This window comes from Chitinophaga dinghuensis (assembly GCF_003259435.1).
GTDB classification, from domain to species: Bacteria; Bacteroidota; Bacteroidia; order Chitinophagales; family Chitinophagaceae; genus Chitinophaga; species Chitinophaga dinghuensis.
The window spans coordinates 704692-725334 of record NZ_QLMA01000003.1; the positions used below are offsets into that span (position 1 = coordinate 704692).

Genomic DNA, 20643 nt, shown 5'->3' on the forward strand with positions numbered 1-20643 from the left:
ATTCAGCATTAACGGATGTCCTGGAGATACAGTCCGCCGTCTGTTACGATGCTTTCATCTTTTGTAAGTCCGGATTGAATCACTGTCGTATCGGCATTCACAGACATGATTTTTATTTTTCTTTTTACAAAGCGGTTTTTACCGGTTGCTACAAATACATAATTGCTTTCATTGGTAAGGAATACTGCTTTGGATGGAATTACTACTGCTGGTGCAGGTTTCTCGAAAAATTCCACCGTTACATACATACCCGGGCTGAGTAATCGTTTGCTGTTGTCGGCTTCCATGAGTACTTCGATGCTTCTGGTTTCATCATCTACTACTGGTCCGATATGGAAAATTTTGCAGGTCAGTTTAGTGTCTGGCAGGGAAGGAATGGTGACCGAACATTCAGCGGCATTGCGTACTTTCTGGAGGTCTTTTTCTTTTACTTGTCCTGCGATCCATACTTTGCCGAGAGCGGCAATCTTTGCTACGGCGGCGCCATCGTCTTTGATGAATTGGCCTAATACTACTTTGTTTTCCAGTATTTCGCCATTGATGGGCGCGTATACAGTCAGTGGTTGTCCTAGTGTAATTGTTTCCGGGTTTGCTTTGAATACCCGGATGCCCATCACGGCGTTTTCATATTCGCGTTTCTCTACATCGTAGGCGGTTTGCGCTTCTTCCAGATCTTTGGCGGCGCCTACGCCATGCTCCATCAGGTCTTTCTGACGTTGTAAGGTACGTTTGGCCTGTTCCAGTTGTGATTTTTCCTGGAAATAGGTTTTTTGAGCAGCAAAGAAATCAGGTGAGCTCAGTTCGAACAGTGGCGTTTGCGGCGTACATTGTTTACCCAGCGAAAGGTATGATTTTACTACTCTTCCGCTGAATGGAGACGCAATTTCCGCATAGGCTGTAGGTATTGTTTTTACCATACCGGCAGTGGTGAAAGTATTGCTGTAATCTTGCATACCAACAGCAGTGGTTTTGATACTTCCGGCCACTACGTCGCTGTCGGCCACCAGGATAGTATCCATCCGTAAAGTGTTGCTGGCCGTTTGCTGCGTTTCCTGGTTGTTGTGGCAGGAACAAAGCAAAGCGAGTCCCAGCGCGCTGCCGGCGTGTAAAAATTTCGTTGTTTTCATGTTTGTATTGATTGTAGGGAGATGCGGCTATGCTATTACAGCCAGTGACTAAACTTTTTGATGTACCATGTTTTTATTACCTGTGTTAAAAGACAGTAGCCGAGTAGTATGCCGATGAGCCATGGGAAATAGGACAGCGGCAGCGGCTCCATTTTTAAGGAACTGGCGAACGGTGTGAATGGAATCGCAATCCCGATCAGCATAATCAATGTAGTCAGCAAGATAACCGGCGTAGCAGCAATGCTTTGAATGAAGGGTATCTTACGGGTACGAATCATATGTACAATCAGGGTTTGAGACAATAATCCTTCTACAAACCAGCCACTTTGGAACAGGGATTGTTTCTCCGGCATATTTGCTTTGAAGAAATAAAACATGAGAAAGAAAGTAGCATAGTCAAAGATGGAACTGATAGGTCCGATAAAAATCATGAACCGGGAAATACCGGATGCATCCCATTTCTTCGGACGTTCCAGGAATTCTTCATCCATTTTATCCCATGGAATAGATATCTGGGAGATGTCATACAATAGATTCTGGACCAGCAACTGTACGGGCAGCATTGGGAGGAAGGGCAGGAACGCGCTCGCACCCAGCATGCTGAACATATTACCAAAATTACTGCTGGCAGTCATTTTGATATATTTGATGATATTTCCGAAGGTGCGACGGCCATAGATAACCCCTTTACGGAGTACGGTCAGGTCTTTTTCCAGCAGAATGATATCTGCACTTTCGCGGGCAATATCCACTGCGGTGTCTACGGTGATGCCTACGTCTGCCTGACGGAGGGCTGCGGCATCATTGATGCCATCCCCCAGGAATCCAACGGTATGGCCACTTTCCTGCAATAACTTTACAATCCTGGATTTCTGGTCCGGACTAAGTTTGGCGAGAATAGAAACTTCTTTCAGTTGTATTTTCAGCAGTTCATCGTTCATTTTCTCGATATCTCTGCCAAGGAGTACATGTTCTACCGGAATGCCTACTTCGCGGCATATTTTTCTGGTGACAATTTCGTTGTCGCCGGTCAGTACCTTAATATTCACGCCTAGTTGTTGTAAGGCTTTGATAGAAGTGACCGCGGATGGTTTGGGAGGGTCCATGAAGCCGATGAAACCAGTCAGCGTCATGCCGGTTTCATCTTCTACTGTACAAGGCTGATCGCCAGGGAAGTATTCCTTGATGGCTACGAGTAATACGCGAAGGCCATCTTCATTCAGTTTGGAGGAAATTCTTCTGATTTGCTGGCGGAGTTCCTGTTCCAGTGGGATGGTTTCTTTGTAATCTTCCGGAATGGCGGGATTTACTGCGCGGTCGCATACATGGAGCATTTCTTCCACGGCGCCTTTGCAAATCATGAGGTGGGAGCCATCTGCCTGGCGCAGTATAACGGACATGCGCCTACGTTGAAAATCGAAAGGTAGTTCATCTACTTTTACGAAATTTTCTTCTGGATGCAGACTACCATGCAATTCCACATGTTTCAGTACCGCTACGTCCAGGAGGTTTTTCAGTCCTGTCTGGTGGTAGCTGTTGAGATAGGCCCAGTTGAGTACCTGATCATCATCATGACCAAGGATATTCAGGTGTCTTTCGAGCACGATGGTATCGAGGGTCAGGGTGCCTGTTTTGTCTGTGCACAGTACGTCCATGGCGCCAATATTCTGGATAGCATGTAGTCTCCTTACAATTACTTTTCTTTTACTCAGCTGTACGGCTCCTCTGGCGAGGTTGGCGGTAACGATCATGGGCAGCATTTCAGGGGTAAGGCCCACTGCTACTGCAATGGCGAAGAGGAGGGCTTCCCACCAGTTCCCTTTGATAGTGCCGTTGATAACGAAGATTAAAGGAACCATGATCACCATGAACCGAATGAGGAGTATACTTACTTTATTCACCCCTTTATCGAAGCTGGTTTCAGGTGTTTTTCCGGTAACGGCCTTACTCATAGAGCCAAAGAGGGTCAGGTTGCCGGTGTTCACCACAATGGCGGTGGCGGTGCCACTGATGACGTTGGTGCCCATGAAGGAGATGTTTTCCAGTTCCAACACTGCTTTTTCACCGTTGTCGGCGATGGCGGCGGCACTTTTTTCAACGGGCAGCGCTTCCCCTGTGAGCATAGACTGGCTGATGAACAGGTCCCTGGAATAGAGAATACGGCAGTCGGCAGGCACCATGTCGCCGGCAGAGAGGTGAACGATGTCTCCCGGAACGAGGTTCTTTATTTCTGTTTCTACTTTTCCTTCTTTACGTATAGCCGTGGCAGTAACACGTACCATGTTGCGTAATTTTTCTGCGGCATTGGTGCTACGCATTTCTTGCCAGAAGCGGATAAAGGCGCTGACAAATACCATGATACCTACCATCAGAACGGTTTTGTAGTCACGCTCTCCGGGCTCGGCCATATATACGTCAATAAAGAAAGAGATGCAGGCAATCAGTAGCAGGATACCGATAAAGGGATTCAGGAACGCATTGAACAGTTGTTTGTACCAGGAAGGTGCTTTTTCATGATGTATTTCATTAGGGCCCCAGGTGGTAAGTCGTTCGCGGGCTTGTTTTTCTGTAAGGCCATCTACCTCGCTGTCCAGCATAGAGAATAAAAAAGGCTGTTCTGCTGCGGAGGCATTGCGCAGTTTAACAGTGGCAGCATTGGCGCGGCCTGCACCAGGAAACTTTTCCCTATACGCCTTTTTGAGCCTGTCGGCTTTTACGGCAGTAAAGTTCATAAAAGGAAATTTAACAGATTAGGAAACCAGGTTAGGGTGATGTCACAATGGGATACTCCTGGTCAGAAGAGTGCATGGCGAAAGGCCGGATTAAAACGGATAATACGCATAAAGACTACTGTTGCCCAGCAGTCTCTATGAGCTGCTGGCTGTTAGTGGATAATATTGTAGATTTTATTATAACACGGATCTGCGTCCATAGCCAGTTTGTTTTTTGATTACGCTGCAAAAGTATTGCCATTTAACATTTGGGGCAGTTAGGAATCATTAAGTTTTTTATTAGAATTTTATTAGAGATTTTTGGGGCACTAAAATGCTGAATACCATATGGAACAACCCACTTTTTTACATCGGCAGGAATGGATGAAATTACCGGAAGACGCGGCTCGGCTGCAGCTGGAACAGCTGGTTAAAGAAAGGCTGCCGGGATTTACTGTTAAAAGCTTTCAGCGTTTTGAACGTTTTGATCAAAGCAACTACACTGCTATTCTGGATTTTGAAGGGGCAGAGTTTGTATTTGTTCCGGGAGACACGGTTACCCTGGGATTCGATCCGTCCACCTTACCGTTCCAACACTGGAAGGACCTCATCGCGCCAAACGAATGGGAGGATACGGATATAAAGAGCTATATCCAGGAACGTTTTTCGCCGGTTCGACAGGTAACCATCAGCCCTATGATCGTGGAACGGGAGGCTGCCAACAAGGGCTACTTTGAAGTACCCCTGGATGATGAACGCCTCACCTCCGAAGAAAGCTATGCCAAGGTGCTGAAGGAAGTCCGCGAAACACAGCGGGAAAACTATAGTTATAATATCGCGGGAAGGTATGAAGTACGAAAGAGAGGAGATGAAATCTCTGCCTGGCTCTATTTCCCTGCTTCCCATCAGGAACTGGTGGAGGAAATTACCGCATCCGGTTTCCGGCTACCCACAGAAGACGAATGGGAATATCTCTGTGGAGGAGGCTCCCGTACTGTTTATCCATGGGGGAACAAATTCCTCACTGGTGAAAAAAATCATCATTTTTCAGCAGAACATGACAAGAATACCCCCTTCTTCCTGGACCTTCCTAACCATTTTGGCCTAACCATTGCCAATGATCCTTACAAACTTGAGGTGATGATGGACAGCGAGTGGTTCCTAAAGGCCGGAGACAGTGGTTGTAATATCTGTGGTGGCGCACCTATGGAACTAGGATACCTGCCTGTTTCCACGTATTACAGGGAGCCTTATATCTTCGAACCCGATATGGAATATAAAGAAGAAATCACGGGAAACTACACCTTTCTTAGAAGGATTATAAGATTATAACATCATATTTTTATTATAGTTATATATATTTACCCCTGATAGTTATCCTAAATCCCTATACCTATGAACTTTTATCCGCCAGGCCCGGTAAATGTACCGCCATCATTAACACAGGTGAGTGCTGGATTCCGTAAGGCTGTAACCCGCTCTATCCTGACGATTATATTGTTTATCGTCGTTTTTGTATTACTCACAGTGGCTTGTTTGTTATTAAACGTCGCTTGTTTTTGGGCGGCTATCCATCTGGTAATGGCCTGGTTCAGCAAGCTAACCCTGCTTATTGCCTTTGGAATGGTATGGGCTGGTGTATTGAGTCTGGTCTTCTTATACCAGTTCCTCGGTACTTTTTTCAAGACGAGGGAGAAGCCAGGGATAGAAGTGACGGCAGAAGAACATCCCCGTTTGTTTGAGTTTATCCATCAGGTAACCCAGGATGCCGGCGCGCCTAGTCCTAAACGTATTTATCTGACCACAGATGTAAATGCGGCGGTATCGTATGAAGGCAATTTATTATCGTTAGTATTTCCCGCGAGGAAAGACCTGTTCATAGGTATGGGCCTGGTGAACTCCCTGAATCTGGGAGAGTTCAAGTCTGCCATGGCACACGAATTCGGTCACTTCTCTCAGCAAAGCATGCGGGTAGGCAGTTATGTATACCTGTCTAACAAAATGCTGTACAGTATTCTTTTCGATAATGGGGTGAACAGAATGCTTAAAAATGAGCCTGGTGGACTATTAGGCATCTTTACCCTCATATTGGCAGGACTCTTATCTGCCATGCAGGGGATTCTGAAAGCCATCTTTAAACTGGTGAATGGACAATACAGCAAACTATCCAAAGAGATGGAGTTTCATGCCGATGCAGTGGCCATCTCCCTAAACGGTTCTCAAAACCTTATTCATACCCTGCGCCGTATCACCTTCAGCGGTAAAGTGACGGAGAGTATGAACCGCCAAATGGGAAGTATTATCCGCAGAGGCAGACAGGTACAAAATATGTATACGCTCCAATCCAGGCTGTTACTGGAAGAAGCAGGTAAAGAAGGGATCTCTGTAGAAAACGGATTGCCGGTAATTAATGGCAGTAACAATACGCCCGCAAAAAGGCTGGTATTCCGGGACCTCTGGAGTACGCATCCATCCAACCAGGACAGGGAAGCTAAAGCCAATACGGCTGCTATCAGCGGTTCTATAGATACCCGCAGTCCATGGATACTCTTTGATAATGTTGAATCCTTGCAAGAGCTGATGACCCGTTTGTATTACGTGGAAACCTATCCGGATTTAGAAAAATATACCATTGCAACAGTGGATGATTTTTATAAGGAAATGGAAACGGAGCCCGCTGCTCCTGCTATCTTTAAAGGATACTATGATGGTCGCGGATTTACTAAGATTAATACTGAAACCCCGCTGAACGAACAGTTTAACTCTTTTGAGAAAGTATACCAGGAGGCCCATATTGAACGGATAAGAAATAGGGAACTGCTCCTGGAAGAGATGGAATACATCGCTGCGATCAGAGAAGGCAAACTGGATATTTCCAATTTCAGGTATAACGATGAGGTATATACGACGGATGATGCAGGCAAACTATATTCTTCCATGGTGATCCAGGCAAGAGATGAACTCAAATGGCTGGAAAGCATGGATCAACAGGCTTACAATTTCCATCTGCAACAGGCAGCCCGTACAGGAGACGTTGCGTCTGTGCAACAAAAGTATAAAGTGGCTTGTGAAACAGAACAGTCCGTATTCAGTAGCATCGACCGTGTGAGTACTGTCATCACTTTGATCGCCGCTATCAGGACTTATGAGGAAATTACACCGGATGCGGGACTTGTCCTGGCAATCAAACTGAGTGCCCTGCAGGGAGAGATCCTGTCGGACCTGCGCCAGTTTCTGGAAAAGCAACAGGATATACTCGCCGCATACCCGGATTTCAGCAAATCTGCGAATGAGTGGCTGGATAAAAAATACACCTTTAAAGTTGGCAATGATCTGGCTATGTATGAGCTGGAGCCAGTTTTAAACCATTGTATTGATTATCTGGAAATGATGCAACAAGTTAGAATGCAGCGCCGCAAACAATACCTGAATGATATTGCGGCATTACAATAATTTAATTAGTACAGTGGCTGTTTGGTTTTTATGACGACTTTTTATCCACCTAATCCAACTATTCCTGGAAATACTAGAACTACAAATCCTGCGCTGAGAAAGGCTTTTCGCAAGTCGGTGATAAGTATCTTGTTATCGTTGCTACTGCCTTTCCTGTTGATATTAATTGCTATTGCCTGGTATTGCCACATCATCAGTGATGTGGCCTTACCCAAAAGCAGTGGTCAGGGGATTCTACTTACATTGTTATTGGGGTTGGCCGCTTTAGCGGGCCTAATGCTTTATTTTCTGATTGCTAAAATATGCAGGAGAACGCCCCCCACCGGGATGATAATAACGGAAGATGAACATCCGCAGTTATACGCCTTTATTCGCCAATTGGCGGCAGATGCAGGCGTGCCAGCTCCCGCAAAGATTTTTCTGAATCCGGAGATGAATGCAGCAGTGAGATATTCCGGCGGATATTTGTCTCCCTTATTCCGCAACGCGAAAGATTTACATATTGGTCTTGGCCTTGTTAACAGTCTCAATCTGGGCGAGTTTAAAGCTGTTATTGCGCACGAAATGGGGCATTTTACTCAGCGTAGTATGCGCATTGGAGGATATGTTGGTATACTGAATAAAGTACTGTACGTTATGCTGTATGAGTACAGACTCAAAATGCCCGTTAAAACCAGTACGCATAGTAATATAGATGCGTTCTTTCAACTCCTTCGCGAAAAGGGCTGGCGCTTGATGGAGATGCTGTTAATCCCGGTTTACCGGATTATCAATAAGCGATATAGCCGGCTTTCTTTGGAAATGGAATACCAGGCCGACTTGGTATCCTTATCCCTGGCGGGTTCCAGGAATTTAATCCATGCGCTTCGCCGACTAACCTTTGCAAGTATGGTAACGCCTACCCTGACAAAGCAAATCGAAAAATTACACCAGCAAGGCCGACAGCTACAGAATATGTTTGTCATACAGACTTTGTTAGCAGAATCAGAAGCGCAACAGTTAGGGCTGTCATTGGAAGCCGGCTTGCCGGTAATAGCAGATGCTGGCGCTGTGTTGGAGAAAAGGCTTCAGTTGCAAGATGTATGGGCCACGCATCCAACGATGGAAGAACGAGTGTCGAGAGCGGCGGCTGCAGATAACTTTGGGGTGGAGGATAAACGTAGTCCATGGATATTATTCGAGGCCCCCGTTATGTTGCAAGAGAAAATGACACGTTGTTTTTACAGGGAAAAATATCCCTGTCGGCCGGAGGAGCCATTGATCGCGACGGAGGCTATTTCACAGCAACTGCTATTAGAAAGGGCCCCTGAGGAGCTGCCGGTAGTATTCAAAAGATATTACAATGTGAGGATGTTCAACAAAGCTTCTGCCAGAATTCCGATGGATACGGAATATGATTCATTGGAGAAAATTTATAGTGAAGAGAATATTCTGCGGGTAAACAACAGGGTCTTATTGGGAGAGGAAATTCACTCTTTGCGGGCAATCAGAGACGGTGCTTTAGAGTCGGCCGGATTCAAATATAACGGCAAGTTATACCAGCCCAAGGATGCAGAACAGCTCTGTGACACATTAATGGAGGAATTTGCCAAAGAAATGAAATGGCAATTGGAGCTGGATCAGAAGGCGCTCAGTTTTCATTTGCATCAGGCGGCTGCCGGAGGTCCTGCCAGGATTGGCAGGCTGGCTATTATTCATTCAAGGGCGCATGAAGCGGAATTGTTTCTGTTGCAAAACAGAAAAGCTCCGGATACTTTTATCGCGTACTTCCTCGTATTGCAATCGGGCGATGGTATTCATTCTTCAAGGTTGCCGTCACTGGTGAAAGAGTTCTGTAAACTACAGACGGATATGCTTTCCTCCGTTCATGCATTTATTGCGGCACAGCAGGATGTATTAACATCTTCGCATGAGTTTGTGATGGTGGTGAGAAAATGGGAGGAGCAAAAATATACCTTTATGGATGGTGGGGGGTATAACCTGAAAGAGCTGATACCGGTATATGAGAACGCCGTGAGATACCTGGAGTGTATGAGAGAGATGAAAGAGCTGCGCAGACAACATTACCTCCAAGAGATTACTGCACTTCAACAATAGGATAAAATAAAGAAGGCTGATATTTTTATCAGCCTTCTTTGTATAAACTAAATTACTTTCTTCACTATTTTTCCGTTGGCATCTACTGTTTCCATATAAGGGGTACCAAGACTATCTACCATCACTCGCAATCTGACTTTACCATCCGGGCCATTGATTTGCAGCCCAGCTACGCCATTAGTGGTATTCAAGTTGATTCTGTTAACTCCGCTTCCTACAGGAGCGCCAGGTTTTTTATCATTCACCATTAAACCAGCACTGAAATTCTTACCTGCCAGGTCTTCCTGAGTGATGATACCAATAGCATCGTTGTTATCGTAGTCGAATGCCATTACGCGGAATCCGGAGCCCTCTGATTTAGCCATGGCGAGTCCGCCGCATTCATTTCCACTTTCATCATAGAAGATAAAGCCGGCTGGATTAAACCTGCGTTTAAAGGTTTTACCTCCTACCATTGGGGGAGGGGTGCGTTCCTCATTGGAAATAACAATTCTGTTGTTTCCTTTTTCGTCTACGATGTTGATACGTTTTACAGAAATTTCATCAAAGGATTCCTTTACATTTTTAAATGCCATCAGCATCATGGCCAGGCCTACTGTAGTAATGCAGGAATAGATAACAAGGAATCGATTGGGAGAGTTGGGTGATTTAAACATATGTCAGATGAATTTTATACGGGATTTCATATAGCCTATGAAGTTAGGATTTAGTCCTGGACCTCAGCTTACCGTTGGGGTGAACTGCTGAATGAATTCATTGTAAGCCAGTCCCATAGGGAGTTCTCTGTCTACAAATAATACTCTTCTTTGCACTTGTACGGCTTCTTTTTTAACAGGATTGTATCCTTCTGTAGTTACTTCTTTCCAATATATTCCGGAACCTCTTTTCTGCCAGGTGGGTAGGTCATTAAAATTGATACCGTGTGCGAAGAGTAGTTCATTCTTATCTGAGGAGGATAGTTTGTTAATACGTTCCGTTGCTTCAACGGCCGTATGACCGAGACCTCGTAGTAGCCAATAGCAGTGTGCACTCAGGGAATTGCGATGTGCGTCTTCATGTCTCCATCTGAAATAATCGGATACCAGCGAGCTATTAGGAAGTTGGCATATTCGACAATCGAATGTACCGATATCTCCCAGCTGTGTGGAAAAGCGGGCACTGGCTTCTGCGGCCAGAATGGAATTATACTTCCTTTCTTTCCTGCTGAAAGCATTTTCCTGTAAATGGAATAACAGGGATATCTCATCGCTTTGCGTATAGCCGTATACGATATTGAATCCGCAAGTCATCAGGTGGCGGACCGTTTCCACCATATAGTCATGGAAACGCAGATCGAAAGGCTTTTCGAAATCATGCTTTTCTTTGGTCAGTTTGGTGAAATTGCGGCCATCAATTCTGGCCACTATATACATTTCAGGGAGAATGTATTTGTCGTCATGGGTTTCAAATACCCGCATTTTCTTATCTAGGTCGTCAAATTTCATGCTGCCAGGGTTTTATCTCAAAGTTGTTTTCATTTATAGAAACATAATACATTTCATGGAATCCTTCCGCTGGGGAGGGGATTTGCAAGCGTTTATAGGCGCCTCGTACGCCTGCTTCCGGAATCAGTGCCTTACCGGTTCTGTTGTTATTGCGGGCAAGGGCTTCTTCCAGGTTCGACTGAAAGTAGTAGCACTTGATTTGGTAGTTGTATTGTTGGGCCAGGGCGATGTACTTGGCTCTGTCAGCGACTGTGGTATTGGTATTATCAATAACGAATTTCTGAGAGGTGCGCAGGCATGCCTCCAGGAACACATCTTCCCGATGCCTGGTATTAAGCAGGTCTAGCGAGATGCGAACATGCGTAGCAAAAAAATGTCGCTGATAAAAACTGGATTTGCCGGTTGCCTGAATACCGCAAAATATGATAGCTTCCATTACTCGTGGTTGGCAGATTTATTTTTACCGATATTAATAAAAATCAGGAGATACAACAAATATTCCGTAGCTTCCTTATATCCATAATGCCACCGGATGAGGCAGATTGATAAAATCGCTTATATTTGCCGGGAAGCGGCAGGTGCTAACCACCGCAAGAATCAAGTAAGATTGTCATTAACCTCATCGTTAGGTACGATAACTAACAATATTGTTGGCCATAAAATAAGCATGTCATGCGAAAAAGAAATAATACCCAATTGGCGAATAGATATGTATTATTAAAACCATATCCTTCATTCTGACGTTAAATCAGAATTACTCGCAACTGTACATATATCTCTGGATTTATTAAATGCTATCTGTCAATGAAAAGTAAGCTGTCTTTCCTGCTCTTGTCACTCCTTTTTTATCACTACAGCAGTAATGCCCAATCGGCGCCTGGTTTTAAAGAGCTGCTGGACAGTGCTATGGTGCGGGATGCAGACCTCAGAACTCAACTTACCAAAAATAAACTGACGGAGTTGGATGAGCACAAGTTGAAAGATGTATACCTGCCAACCCTGGAAGTGAGTGGCATGGCTGGTTATATGAATGCGACTGCCCATATTATTTCGCCGGAGTTGAATCTGCAACCATTCCTTAATATTCCGGAAGGTAAATACAACAATAATATCAACGTGTCGGGATTTTCCGGATTGGCGAAGGCAGATGCCAAAATGCTGTTGTATTCTGGCGGAAAGGTACAATACCTGCGTAAAGCGATAGGGGAGAAAAAGAAATCCGAAACGGTATTGTTGGAGAAATCTTCGGATGAAGTAGTGGCCATGATTTCCCGCGCTTATGATCAGCTGGCCTTGGTGCATCAGTCAAAAAAGGTATTGGATGAAGGAAAACGCCGGCTGGAAGCTAACCGTAAAACAGCTGATAAGGCATTAGGTTACGGCCTGATAACTCCTTACGATCATAAGAAGATAGAATTGGCGCAAGCTACGCTGGACGCTAAAATCGCCGAGTATGAAGGTAAAAAGGATTTACTGTTGACACAACTGGAAGTATTGACGGGCATCAGCAAAGACCGACTGGAACTGATTCAGCCGGTACTTGTGGCAGTGGTGCCGGAAGCGCCTCATAAATCAATTGAAGACCGTGCAGAAATACGGGCACTGGATTACGGTATTAACGCATCCGGTTACAAAATAAAAGCGGAACAAACCTGGTGGATTCCGAAAGTGCAGTTAATGGCTTCCGGTTATTATCTGGGACTTTATGGAACGAGGATAAAGTCGTCTGACAATATCATTCCTCCCATCCCCGCCATTGGTTATCCAGGGCGTAAGTTAGACTGGCGGCCTACCAACCTGAATGTATTCCCCATTTTCCTGGGAGGCGTTGGTTTCAAATGGGAAATATTCGATGGCAGGGAAGGCAAGCATGCCATTGAAACAGCCCGGATTGACCGCGAGTTACTGGAGAATCAGAAATATGATGCCAGACGTAAACTCACGTTGAATCAGGCAAATAACAAATCCAACTACGAAATCGCCAATTCCCAGATAGCTTTGAAAAGAAAGCAGAAAGAGATGGCCGGCGATGCGCTGGTAACGGCAGAAAAAGAATTCCGCTATGGCATGACGAAATCCACCCAGCTGATAGAAGCAGAAAATGACCTCGAAGCAGCCGAGCTGGATTATCAGAATGCCATCTTCAATCAGCGCCGGGCAGCCATTGAAATGATGAGATCCACACAGGAACTGGATATCACTAAGCTGTATTAATGCTTCCCGATTCAAAAAAAGTTATTACATATAATCGATAAGAAATGAGAATATCTATCTGCATACTTTTTATCAGCATACTGATACTAACGGGTTGTAGCTCCCGCCAGCGGGAAGCCGATAAATTCGAAGGGAAGGCTAAAAAGGATGTCATCTCCTTTGCGCCGAAAGTGACCGGCAGAATACTGAAGATCTATGTGACGGAAGGGCAAACCGTGAAGAAAGGAGATACCCTCGCTCAGCTGGATGTACCCGAGGTATCCGCAAAGATAGCCCAGGCACAGGGAGCCGTGAATGCCGCTACTGCACAGGAGCAGATGGCTAAAAACGGCGCTACCCCCGATCAGATGAAACAGTTACAGGCAAAATATAATGGATTGAAAGAACAGTATGATTTTGCCTTGAAATCCTATAACAGAGCTACCAATATGTTTAACGACAGCCTCATGGCGCCGCAGGCATACGATGAAGTATATGCGAAATATAAAGGGGCTAAAGCACAGTTTGATGCAGTCGTAGCAGAACTGGATGATGTGAAGAAAGGCACCCGCATCGAAAAGGTGGAAATGGCAGCAGGACAAGCATCTCAGGCAAAAGGCGCTTTGCAGGAAGCAAATGTAGCCTACTCAGAGCGCTACGTAATTGCTACTAATGATATGGAAATAGAAACAATCAGTCTCCGTCAGGGCGAACTGGCCACCGCCGGATTTGCCTTGTTCAATGGATATATTCCTGGAAGTACCTATTTCCGTTTCACCGTTCCTGAAAGCAAAATATCCCGGTTCAGGAAAGGAGAAGACGTACAGCTACAGGTAGTGTACAATAAAGAGCAGGTGAGCGGTACCATTGTATCTATCAAACAACTGACTCGTTATGCCGATATCACCACTGCGTATCCGGATTATCAATTGCAGGATGCCGTGTATGAAATCAAAGTACAACCGAAAGATATGAGCAAAACCCAGGATATACTGGTAAATGCAAGTGTTATACTGAAATAATCGCGCATGAAAGAATTTATCCGATTGTTAAAACGTGAGTTCAGGCTGTTTATCGGCAATTCCACCCTGCGTACGGTATTCTTCCTGGCTCCTGTATTTTACGCCACTTTATTGGGTTTTGTGTACAAAAGCGGAAAGGTGGAGAATATACCGGTAATTGTGGTGGATAAAGACAACACTCCGCTATCCGGGCAGCTGGTGGAAATGCTGGAGGATAACAAGAGTATCAAGGTACAGAAATACCTACAGGAACCTCCCAGTATTGAAAATGAGATAATTCGGAAAGAGGCTGCAGCAGTAGTGATTATCCCTTCCCGGTTTGAAGCGGATATACTCCAGAAGAAATACCCGGAAGTAAATGCCTACATCAATACAGGGAATGTGCTCACTGCCAATTTTGCCTCCAAAGCATTACAGCTGACTATTGGTACCTTCTCCGCAGGTGTGTCTATCAAAGGTCTGCAGAAAATGGGTATGCCGGCGGTGAGGGCTGCCACGCAATATGAACCGTTTAAAACGAATTATATTACCCTCTTCAATACCACCGGTAACTATCTCATATTTATGTGGCCGGCTATGCTGGCAGTGGTTTTGCAACAGGTAATCCTGCTGGCGATGGCGGTGAGTTTTGCCGCGGAATTTCAACGGGGCTCATTTGTCGAAGAATACCGGAATATGCGCAGATGGGCATTTCCTATTATGTTGATTAAAGTGATTCCTATTTGGTTCTTCTCTATCCTGATCGTTTCTGTTTACTATCTGATGCATGTTCTCTTCAGGGTTCCTTTGCCAGAAGGTATTTTGAGCTTTATCTGGCTGACGGCGTTCTTTGTAGGCTCCGCCTCCTTTATGGGGGTGTTTGTCAGCATACTGATTCCTGATGCCTTGAAAGCCACACAAATATTAATGGTGATCGCCTCTCCTGCATTTATCATCAGCGGTTTCACCTGGCCGCTGAATGCCATGCCGGCATTTGTGCAGTTTATGGCCAATATTATTCCATTAACGCCGTTTTTGCAAGCGTTTAAAATACTGTTGATTCAAAAAGGAGATGTGGTACTAACGTATCCGTATATACGTCACCTGGGAATATTGATCCTGGTGTATGGCGTACTGGGATGGGTAGCGTTGAAAATAAAACTGCGGCTGATATTCAAATCTGCCACTACGAAATAGCAATACCGATCAATAAAGAGGGCGCCGCTTACAGTGGCGCCCTCTTTATTGATCGGTGGTATTAATTAGCGGTTGTATAAACTCCTCTGTCTACAGTTATATTGAGTCTTTTAAGCATTTCGGCCGCATCAAATCCTTGTTTCTTATATTCAGCCTGTACTGTTTCTTTGGCCTTTTTTAAGGCTTCCATACTTGCCCATTCAGCTACCGTAATGAATAGCAGGTTGCCTTCCTGATCTGTATATGCGTAGGCGGCGTCTTTGATAAATCCAGGAAGTTTTTTGATCATTTCCCGATTGATGTTTGTTCGGTCGGTGAATTCTTTTTTGCCGGCTGACGGGATATAGAATTTATCAATAAAGTACACATGTTCTTTGTTACCGGATAGCTGGGTGATGTCTTGTGGTAAGGCTTCCAGCTGCTGTAAGAATCCAAGGCGATCTGTGAGTACATGGGCGCCGATGATTTTACCATCTTTAAATTCATAAATAGCCATTCCTTCATTGGTGACGGTTTTTCCTATGGCGGCGAAACCATTGAACGGGGCCACTTGTGTGCCTTGTAATTTCCATCTTACAGCGATTTTATTTCCTTCCCCAATCATCTCTTCAATGGTCCACTGAATGCCGGGAAAAGCATTTATTAGTCCCGTAATTGGCTTTGCGAAGGCAGCAGGACCTTTGTCGCCCAGTAAGCCTGGATAATCTGCGGATATCAATTCTGGCAGCAATGTCATATCATTTTTATTTAGCGCCAGGTCATAAAGTTTTGCAAGTACTTCTTTGTTTTTCTGAGTGGTCATAGTATGCTCCTTATTTTTAGTTTTTTGAGTAGTTTGTGCGTTGGTGGTCAAGGCTGGCAGTGATATTGCGAGCAGTAGGCAAATAGTGTAAAAGGAAGTTTTCATTTGCTTTTATTTTTCACAAAGCTACCTGCTCTGGGGGGCGTGGAATTGTAAAAAATCATTGATTTTCGGGTTAACGATGCTTCGCAAAAAAGGAGAAATAGGAAAAAGGCCGGTTCTGTTATACAGCGCCGACCTTTTCTATTATACATATGGACCAATCACGGAGAGGATATTTCCTGCGGGGTCTTTGAACCATGCAATGGTAGGACCGTTGCCCCGCATAATTCCTTTTGCATCGGTTTGAATATCGCCGGTATATTGTTCAAACGTAATACCTTTATCTATCAGGCTGTCTACTGCTTTATCTACATCCTCTACCTGAAAGTTGAGTACTGTAAATGTAGCTGGTTGATGATTCGGTTTAGGATAGATGATTACCTTTTGCCCTCCGGGAATATTCAATGTAAGTACCGACATCGGAGCAGGAGATTCATCCGTTTGAACTCCCAGCAGATCCTGATAGAATGCTTTCGCTTTAGTCAGGTCATCAACGGAAAAGCTGCTGAACGCAGAGTTAATTCCAAGCATGGCAGTGAGTTTTACGTAATTTACAACAATGAGGGTAGAATCGTAGCGGAGTGGACCTCACCCGTTCAGTCCCAGCAATCTGGCCGCGTTCCCACCAGCAATTTTCGATATCTCTTCCGTTGATAATGGAATATTATTAAGTAGCTCTATTCCGGATTCATTGGCGCTGAAAGGGTAATCCACAGAAAACATAACATTATCGATGCCAAATGTGCCCAGAGCAGCCAGGAGGGGAGGCAAGGAGAAAATGCCACTAGTAGTAAGATACACCTGATCGCGCAGGGTCTGACTGACTGTACGCTGATGATATCCTGTGCTGGTAACCTTAAACTTTTCATCTAGCCGCGACATCATCATGGGAAGCATTTCTCCCATATGCCCAATAATAATTTTTAATCGAGGGAATCGATCCAGTGTTCCGGAGACGATCAATCGCAATACTTGGAGCGCTGTTTGAGCATGCCATCCCCAGCCGCCACATGCGAGCATAATTCTTAATGAATCTGGTAAGTCGTGGTAATAAGCCTCGGTTACCAATTCCGGTAATAAGCCCGGGTGGAGATACAACGGCATTTGTAATTGTTCTGCCTTTTCCAGAAGGGGGCTGAATGTAGGATGATCCAGAAATTTTCCATTGGTTAGACCATTTATCAGCGCTCCACAAAAATGATGGGCCTCTTTGGCTCTTTCCAGTTCATCGGCGGCCGCCTGAGGGGACGACATGGGCAAGTGAGCAAATGCCTGGAATCGGGCAGGATAGGGAGAAATGCGTGCAGCAAGAAGGTCATTGTATCTGGTAGCAAATGAAAGCGCTTGCTGAGGTGGCAAACTTTCAGCACCACTGCCAACAACAGATAATACCTGCATGTCAATACCGTTGTCGTCCATGGATTTTAAGCGGGCATCGCTGATATCGACGAGTTTTTCTAATGCCGCTTGTGGAAGAGGCCACTGCTGTATTTCAGGAGCGAATTCTGGAAAAGCAACATGCTCTTCTAATGTAATTATGCGCATAGCTGTTTGATTTGAAATACAAATCTCCAGCTATCCATTTTTTATAATATTGATCCTGATCAAAAAATCATGACCCGGATTTAATTCTGCTGAGGGCCTCCTGTGTAATATTGAGATAGTTGGCTACTAACTTGTTGGATAAACGAAGTACCATCTCCGGGTTTTCTTCCAGGAGTAGCTGGTAGCGCTCTCGGGGATTGAGTGTAATGAAATCTTCCAGTCTGGTGGTATTTATGATGTAGGCATGCTCGAGAAAACCACGATAGAATTTTTCCCATGCAGGAATGGTATTCAATAGCGCATAAAAGTCTTCCCGACTAATATATAACAACTCCGACTGTTCAACCGCCTGCGTATCTTCTTTAAGTAAAGTACCACCAATAAAAGAGGCAAGGGAAGTAGAGAAGGTATTCTCAAAAGCAAACCGCCTGGTAGCTTCTCTGCCGTCAGGTTTAATGAAATATACCCTTAAACATCCTTTATTGACGAAAAACATTCGCCGGGAGAGGTCTCCTGTTCTTCCTACCAATTCATTCTTTTTTGCATCCAATGGCTTAAAGTGGCTGAGTACCTGTTGTAGGTCCGCTTCATTTAGTTGAACTCTGTCGGTGATGAATTTGATCAGTTGTTGGTACATGTAGATGGAATGTGGTAGCAATAATAGATAAAAGTAGACAATACTAAAAATGAGGCAGGGAAATGGATTTCAATTTAAATAATGGAGGTCCACTAAGTTGAAATTTACGATTGGACCTTGAAAATTCCGGATAAATATAAGACGTGATGTACTCGCAAAGCTTTTAAAAAATAAGAGGTCACAAAATGATTTCTCATTTGTGACCTCTTGCAACTGTATTTCTGATATATTGAACCAGGTATGCTTTAAGCGTTCTCCTTGATCAACTCATCTACCAGGATACGCTGCTTACGGATATCATCATTCAGGCGTTCCAGGTACTTTTTTGATTTAGCAATTTTCTCTGCCTGCTTATGGGCTTTCTCAGTTGATTTACTGGCATCCTTTGCCGCCTGGGTGGCTTTCTTAGCCAGTTTCTCATCGCCAATTTCGCCATCATGCAGATCTGATGCATGCTGTTTGGCCGTTTTCATTGCTTTGTCAGCTTCTTCGTTTAGTTTTTCTGCATCTGCAATCAACTCTTGCTGGCTCAGCGCTTCATAGGCGGCTTTTAATTCCAGGTCGTTTAATTTAGTTTGCTCATTTAAGATTTCCTTTTTTCTTTTTAACGTGGCAATTGCATCTTTGTCAATTTTTTGAGCTACAGCACCCATCGCGGTGAATAAAATAATAGCAACAACTGTGACAGCTTTTAGGCCTCTTTTCATAAATATAAGTGGTTTGATTTTCGCTCGGTTTGCAAGAAGGGTGCCAAAACGCTTTGCAGCCTTGATTCCATTCCTGTCGGTTTTTCAAATGTTAAAAATAAATAATATTATTTAATACGGTATTTTTTTGTAGAAAGATTTTTGTCTTTCTATACATTCACCTGCTTATTTGCTGCGCTTAAAGTGGAGGAATTTATAACAAACCAAGGTAAGAGGGGAGAAAGGAATGGGTTTTCAAAAAGGGTTGCTCTATATAGAACAACCCTTTTTCAATCAGCTGAAACTATGCACAAGCATGGTTTTGACATACAGTGTTGCACACTGTATAGTTGATTGTGTTGCATAAGGTGTTAGCCATGGAATTGTAGGCTGCGCCTCCGATAATTTGCTCAGGCTGCTGTACGAGTGAGGCAACCACTGTTTTGTCAAAAACTAATTTCTTCTCCAGGTGGAGTTTTTTCTTTTTCATAGTGTGAAATTTAAGGTTCGAAATGAAGTTAACAGTTGCCCCTGCATAATAGCTACAGTAAATATGCTGGTTGCATCGAGTTTTAGATGCTCCGGCTGGTTTTATTCCCACCAAATTATTATATTTATTGATAAGCGGTTTCAGAGCGACTGCCATGATACCATTCCCCAAAAACAAATACATATGTCGTCAACCCCAATAATAGCAAGTACTTTGGATGAAGTACTGGCAAAGCTGGAAGAGATCATCAGTAACGCCATTAAGAATAATGACCGTAGCGGTTATTTCGCTGCCCTGTATTATAAGGTAACCTTGAAAGTAAAAGAGGGAATAGCAGCTGGGCAGTTTGGAGATGGAAAAAGTATTACCAGATTGGATATACAATTTGCAAACCGATATTTCCATGCATTTGATCAGTGGCAGCAAGGGAAAGCGGTCACCAGTTCCTGGGAAGTTTGCTTCAATGCTACGAAGAAGCGTTCCTATCTGATATTACAACACCTCTTATTGGGTATGAATGCCCATATCAACCTCGACTTAGGAATCGCTGCATGTGAGGTGTCTGACGGCAATCTGGACAACCTGAGAACGGATTATAATAATATTAACCTGATTCTGTCTTCCCTTACATATGGCGTTATCAGTCAGCTGAACCTGCTGTCTCCCTTTATGTCTATCCTTGGTTTCAGAGGTACCAAATCAAATTCAATGTTGGTGCAATTCAGTCTTGGTAATGCCAGGGATGGTTCCTGGTGTTTTGCGGAGGAACTGGCGCTACTGAAAGATAATGCATATGATGCGTTTATTGTCAAGCGCGATAGTGAAATAGCAGAACTTGGAGGAAGCTTGATTAAAAACAGCGGGTTTCTGAGGATAGGCGTCTGGTTAATACACGTGTTCGAATGTAAGAAGGTAAGTTATATTATCGATGTGTTGAATGACTTTAAAAAGCCTTACAAGAAGGACTTGAAAGGGTTCAAACTTTAAATTATAATACTCATAGAAAGGAAAGGGTTGCCTCTACAGCGTAGATACAGCCTTTTTTTGTATTCCATTGATAGATGGTTGTTAAATAATTTCGATATACTGTGTGGCATTACAAGATGTTTAGATGTAAA

The 20643-nt window shown here is 44.2% G+C and carries 18 protein-coding genes; 7 read left to right on the forward strand and 11 right to left on the reverse strand.

The annotated features are described in order from the left end of the window. Positions 1 to 8 precede the first annotated feature (8 nt). Together CLV59_RS12000 and mgtA are read right to left on the reverse strand one after the other, a co-directional pair. The gene (locus CLV59_RS12000; RefSeq protein WP_111592268.1) at positions 9 to 1127 is read right to left on the reverse strand and encodes an efflux RND transporter periplasmic adaptor subunit; all 1119 of its coding nucleotides are present in this window, start codon (positions 1125 to 1127) and stop codon (positions 9 to 11) included. A 35-nt stretch (positions 1128 to 1162) separates the two neighbouring features. Beyond that, complete coding sequence (gene mgtA / locus CLV59_RS12005; protein WP_111592269.1) at positions 1163 to 3859, reverse strand: magnesium-translocating P-type ATPase; 2697 nt, start codon at positions 3857 to 3859, stop codon at positions 1163 to 1165. 327 nt (positions 3860 to 4186) lie between these two features. Here mgtA and CLV59_RS12010 point away from each other — a divergent pair, with 327 nt between their 5' ends. The 3 genes from CLV59_RS12010 to CLV59_RS12020 all read left to right on the forward strand — a co-directional run bounded on the left by CLV59_RS12010 (position 4187) and on the right by CLV59_RS12020 (position 9388). Beyond that, entirely contained in the window at positions 4187 to 5170 is a 984-nt protein-coding gene (locus tag CLV59_RS12010) for a formylglycine-generating enzyme family protein (RefSeq protein WP_111592270.1), read from the forward strand. Positions 5171 to 5233: 63 nt separating this feature from the next. Next, complete coding sequence (locus tag CLV59_RS12015; protein ID WP_111592271.1) at positions 5234 to 7291, forward strand: M48 family metallopeptidase; 2058 nt, start codon at positions 5234 to 5236, stop codon at positions 7289 to 7291. A gap of 30 nt (positions 7292 to 7321) precedes the next feature. Beyond that, a complete protein-coding gene (locus tag CLV59_RS12020; RefSeq protein WP_111592272.1) occupies positions 7322 to 9388 on the forward strand; it encodes a M48 family metalloprotease in 2067 nt (688 codons plus the stop codon). 47 nt (positions 9389 to 9435) lie between these two features. Here CLV59_RS12020 and CLV59_RS12025 read toward each other — a convergent pair whose 3' ends face one another. From CLV59_RS12025 to CLV59_RS12035, 3 genes are all read right to left on the reverse strand, one after another. Next, positions 9436 to 10044, reverse strand: coding sequence for a hypothetical protein (locus CLV59_RS12025; RefSeq protein WP_111592273.1), 609 nt, complete (start codon positions 10042 to 10044; stop codon positions 9436 to 9438). A 63-nt stretch (positions 10045 to 10107) separates the two neighbouring features. Next, positions 10108 to 10872, reverse strand: a complete 765-nt coding sequence (locus CLV59_RS12030) for a tRNA(His) guanylyltransferase Thg1 family protein (protein WP_111592274.1) — start codon at positions 10870 to 10872, stop codon at positions 10108 to 10110. Beyond that, the gene (locus CLV59_RS12035; protein WP_111592275.1) at positions 10862 to 11308 is read right to left on the reverse strand and encodes an ATP-binding protein; all 447 of its coding nucleotides are present in this window, start codon (positions 11306 to 11308) and stop codon (positions 10862 to 10864) included. Before CLV59_RS12035 ends, CLV59_RS12030 begins: the two co-directional genes overlap by 11 nt. Before the next feature lie 368 nt (positions 11309 to 11676). Between CLV59_RS12035 and CLV59_RS12040 the strand changes: the two genes are divergently transcribed. From CLV59_RS12040 to CLV59_RS12050, 3 genes are read left to right on the forward strand one after another with little or no spacing between them, the layout of a single operon-like run. Further along, entirely contained in the window at positions 11677 to 13086 is a 1410-nt protein-coding gene (locus tag CLV59_RS12040; protein ID WP_111592276.1) for a TolC family protein, read from the forward strand. A 44-nt stretch (positions 13087 to 13130) separates the two neighbouring features. After that, positions 13131 to 14087, forward strand: a complete 957-nt coding sequence (locus CLV59_RS12045) for an HlyD family secretion protein (protein WP_111592277.1) — start codon at positions 13131 to 13133, stop codon at positions 14085 to 14087. Between the two features lie 6 nt (positions 14088 to 14093). Then, complete coding sequence (locus CLV59_RS12050; RefSeq protein ID WP_111592278.1) at positions 14094 to 15263, forward strand: ABC transporter permease; 1170 nt, start codon at positions 14094 to 14096, stop codon at positions 15261 to 15263. 61 nt (positions 15264 to 15324) lie between these two features. Here CLV59_RS12050 and CLV59_RS12055 read toward each other — a convergent pair whose 3' ends face one another. The 6 genes from CLV59_RS12055 to CLV59_RS28765 all read right to left on the reverse strand — a co-directional run bounded on the left by CLV59_RS12055 (position 15325) and on the right by CLV59_RS28765 (position 19525). Then, a complete protein-coding gene (locus CLV59_RS12055; protein WP_111592279.1) occupies positions 15325 to 16170 on the reverse strand; it encodes an ester cyclase in 846 nt (281 codons plus the stop codon). 141 nt (positions 16171 to 16311) lie between these two features. After that, entirely contained in the window at positions 16312 to 16698 is a 387-nt protein-coding gene (locus CLV59_RS12060; RefSeq protein WP_111592280.1) for a VOC family protein, read from the reverse strand. A gap of 57 nt (positions 16699 to 16755) precedes the next feature. Beyond that, positions 16756 to 17712, reverse strand: a complete 957-nt coding sequence (locus CLV59_RS12065; RefSeq protein WP_111592281.1) for an amidohydrolase family protein — start codon at positions 17710 to 17712, stop codon at positions 16756 to 16758. Positions 17713 to 17779: 67 nt separating this feature from the next. After that, positions 17780 to 18349: a Crp/Fnr family transcriptional regulator gene (locus CLV59_RS12070; RefSeq protein WP_111592282.1), complete on the reverse strand. Its 570-nt coding sequence runs from the start codon at positions 18347 to 18349 to the stop codon at positions 17780 to 17782. Positions 18350 to 18594: 245 nt separating this feature from the next. Then, entirely contained in the window at positions 18595 to 19056 is a 462-nt protein-coding gene (locus CLV59_RS12075; RefSeq protein WP_111592283.1) for a hypothetical protein, read from the reverse strand. 283 nt (positions 19057 to 19339) lie between these two features. After that, positions 19340 to 19525 (reverse strand): class I lanthipeptide, encoded by a 186-nt coding sequence (locus CLV59_RS28765; protein ID WP_146616174.1) that lies wholly within the window; start codon positions 19523 to 19525, stop codon positions 19340 to 19342. A 183-nt stretch (positions 19526 to 19708) separates the two neighbouring features. Between CLV59_RS28765 and CLV59_RS12085 the strand changes: the two genes are divergently transcribed. Continuing rightward, positions 19709 to 20512, forward strand: coding sequence for a DUF5995 family protein (locus CLV59_RS12085; RefSeq protein WP_111592285.1), 804 nt, complete (start codon positions 19709 to 19711; stop codon positions 20510 to 20512). Positions 20513 to 20643: the final 131 nt, after the last annotated feature.

Excerpts from the sequence above, each read along its gene's own strand:
- CLV59_RS12045 (WP_111592277.1), top strand. The coding sequence starts at position 13,131 with ATGAGAATATCTATCTGCATACTTTTTATCAGCATACTGATACTAACG.
- CLV59_RS12025 (WP_111592273.1), bottom strand. The coding sequence starts at position 10,044 with ATGTTTAAATCACCCAACTCTCCCAATCGATTCCTTGTTATCTATTCC.
- CLV59_RS12070 (WP_111592282.1), bottom strand. The coding sequence starts at position 18,349 with ATGTACCAACAACTGATCAAATTCATCACCGACAGAGTTCAACTAAAT.
- CLV59_RS12020 (WP_111592272.1), top strand. The coding sequence starts at position 7,322 with ATGACGACTTTTTATCCACCTAATCCAACTATTCCTGGAAATACTAGA.
- CLV59_RS12085 (WP_111592285.1), top strand. The coding sequence starts at position 19,709 with ATGTCGTCAACCCCAATAATAGCAAGTACTTTGGATGAAGTACTGGCA.
- CLV59_RS12040 (WP_111592276.1), top strand. The coding sequence starts at position 11,677 with ATGAAAAGTAAGCTGTCTTTCCTGCTCTTGTCACTCCTTTTTTATCAC.
- CLV59_RS12060 (WP_111592280.1), bottom strand. The coding sequence starts at position 16,698 with ATGCTTGGAATTAACTCTGCGTTCAGCAGCTTTTCCGTTGATGACCTG.
- CLV59_RS12010 (WP_111592270.1), top strand. The coding sequence starts at position 4,187 with ATGGAACAACCCACTTTTTTACATCGGCAGGAATGGATGAAATTACCG.
- CLV59_RS28765 (WP_146616174.1), bottom strand. The coding sequence starts at position 19,525 with ATGAAAAAGAAAAAACTCCACCTGGAGAAGAAATTAGTTTTTGACAAA.
- CLV59_RS12055 (WP_111592279.1), bottom strand. The coding sequence starts at position 16,170 with ATGAAAACTTCCTTTTACACTATTTGCCTACTGCTCGCAATATCACTG.
- CLV59_RS12065 (WP_111592281.1), bottom strand. The coding sequence starts at position 17,712 with ATGCGCATAATTACATTAGAAGAGCATGTTGCTTTTCCAGAATTCGCT.
- CLV59_RS12000 (WP_111592268.1), bottom strand. The coding sequence starts at position 1,127 with ATGAAAACAACGAAATTTTTACACGCCGGCAGCGCGCTGGGACTCGCT.
- CLV59_RS12075 (WP_111592283.1), bottom strand. The coding sequence starts at position 19,056 with ATGAAAAGAGGCCTAAAAGCTGTCACAGTTGTTGCTATTATTTTATTC.
- CLV59_RS12030 (WP_111592274.1), bottom strand. The coding sequence starts at position 10,872 with ATGAAATTTGACGACCTAGATAAGAAAATGCGGGTATTTGAAACCCAT.
- CLV59_RS12050 (WP_111592278.1), top strand. The coding sequence starts at position 14,094 with ATGAAAGAATTTATCCGATTGTTAAAACGTGAGTTCAGGCTGTTTATC.
- CLV59_RS12035 (WP_111592275.1), bottom strand. The coding sequence starts at position 11,308 with ATGGAAGCTATCATATTTTGCGGTATTCAGGCAACCGGCAAATCCAGT.
- mgtA (WP_111592269.1), bottom strand. The coding sequence starts at position 3,859 with ATGAACTTTACTGCCGTAAAAGCCGACAGGCTCAAAAAGGCGTATAGG.
- CLV59_RS12015 (WP_111592271.1), top strand. The coding sequence starts at position 5,234 with ATGAACTTTTATCCGCCAGGCCCGGTAAATGTACCGCCATCATTAACA.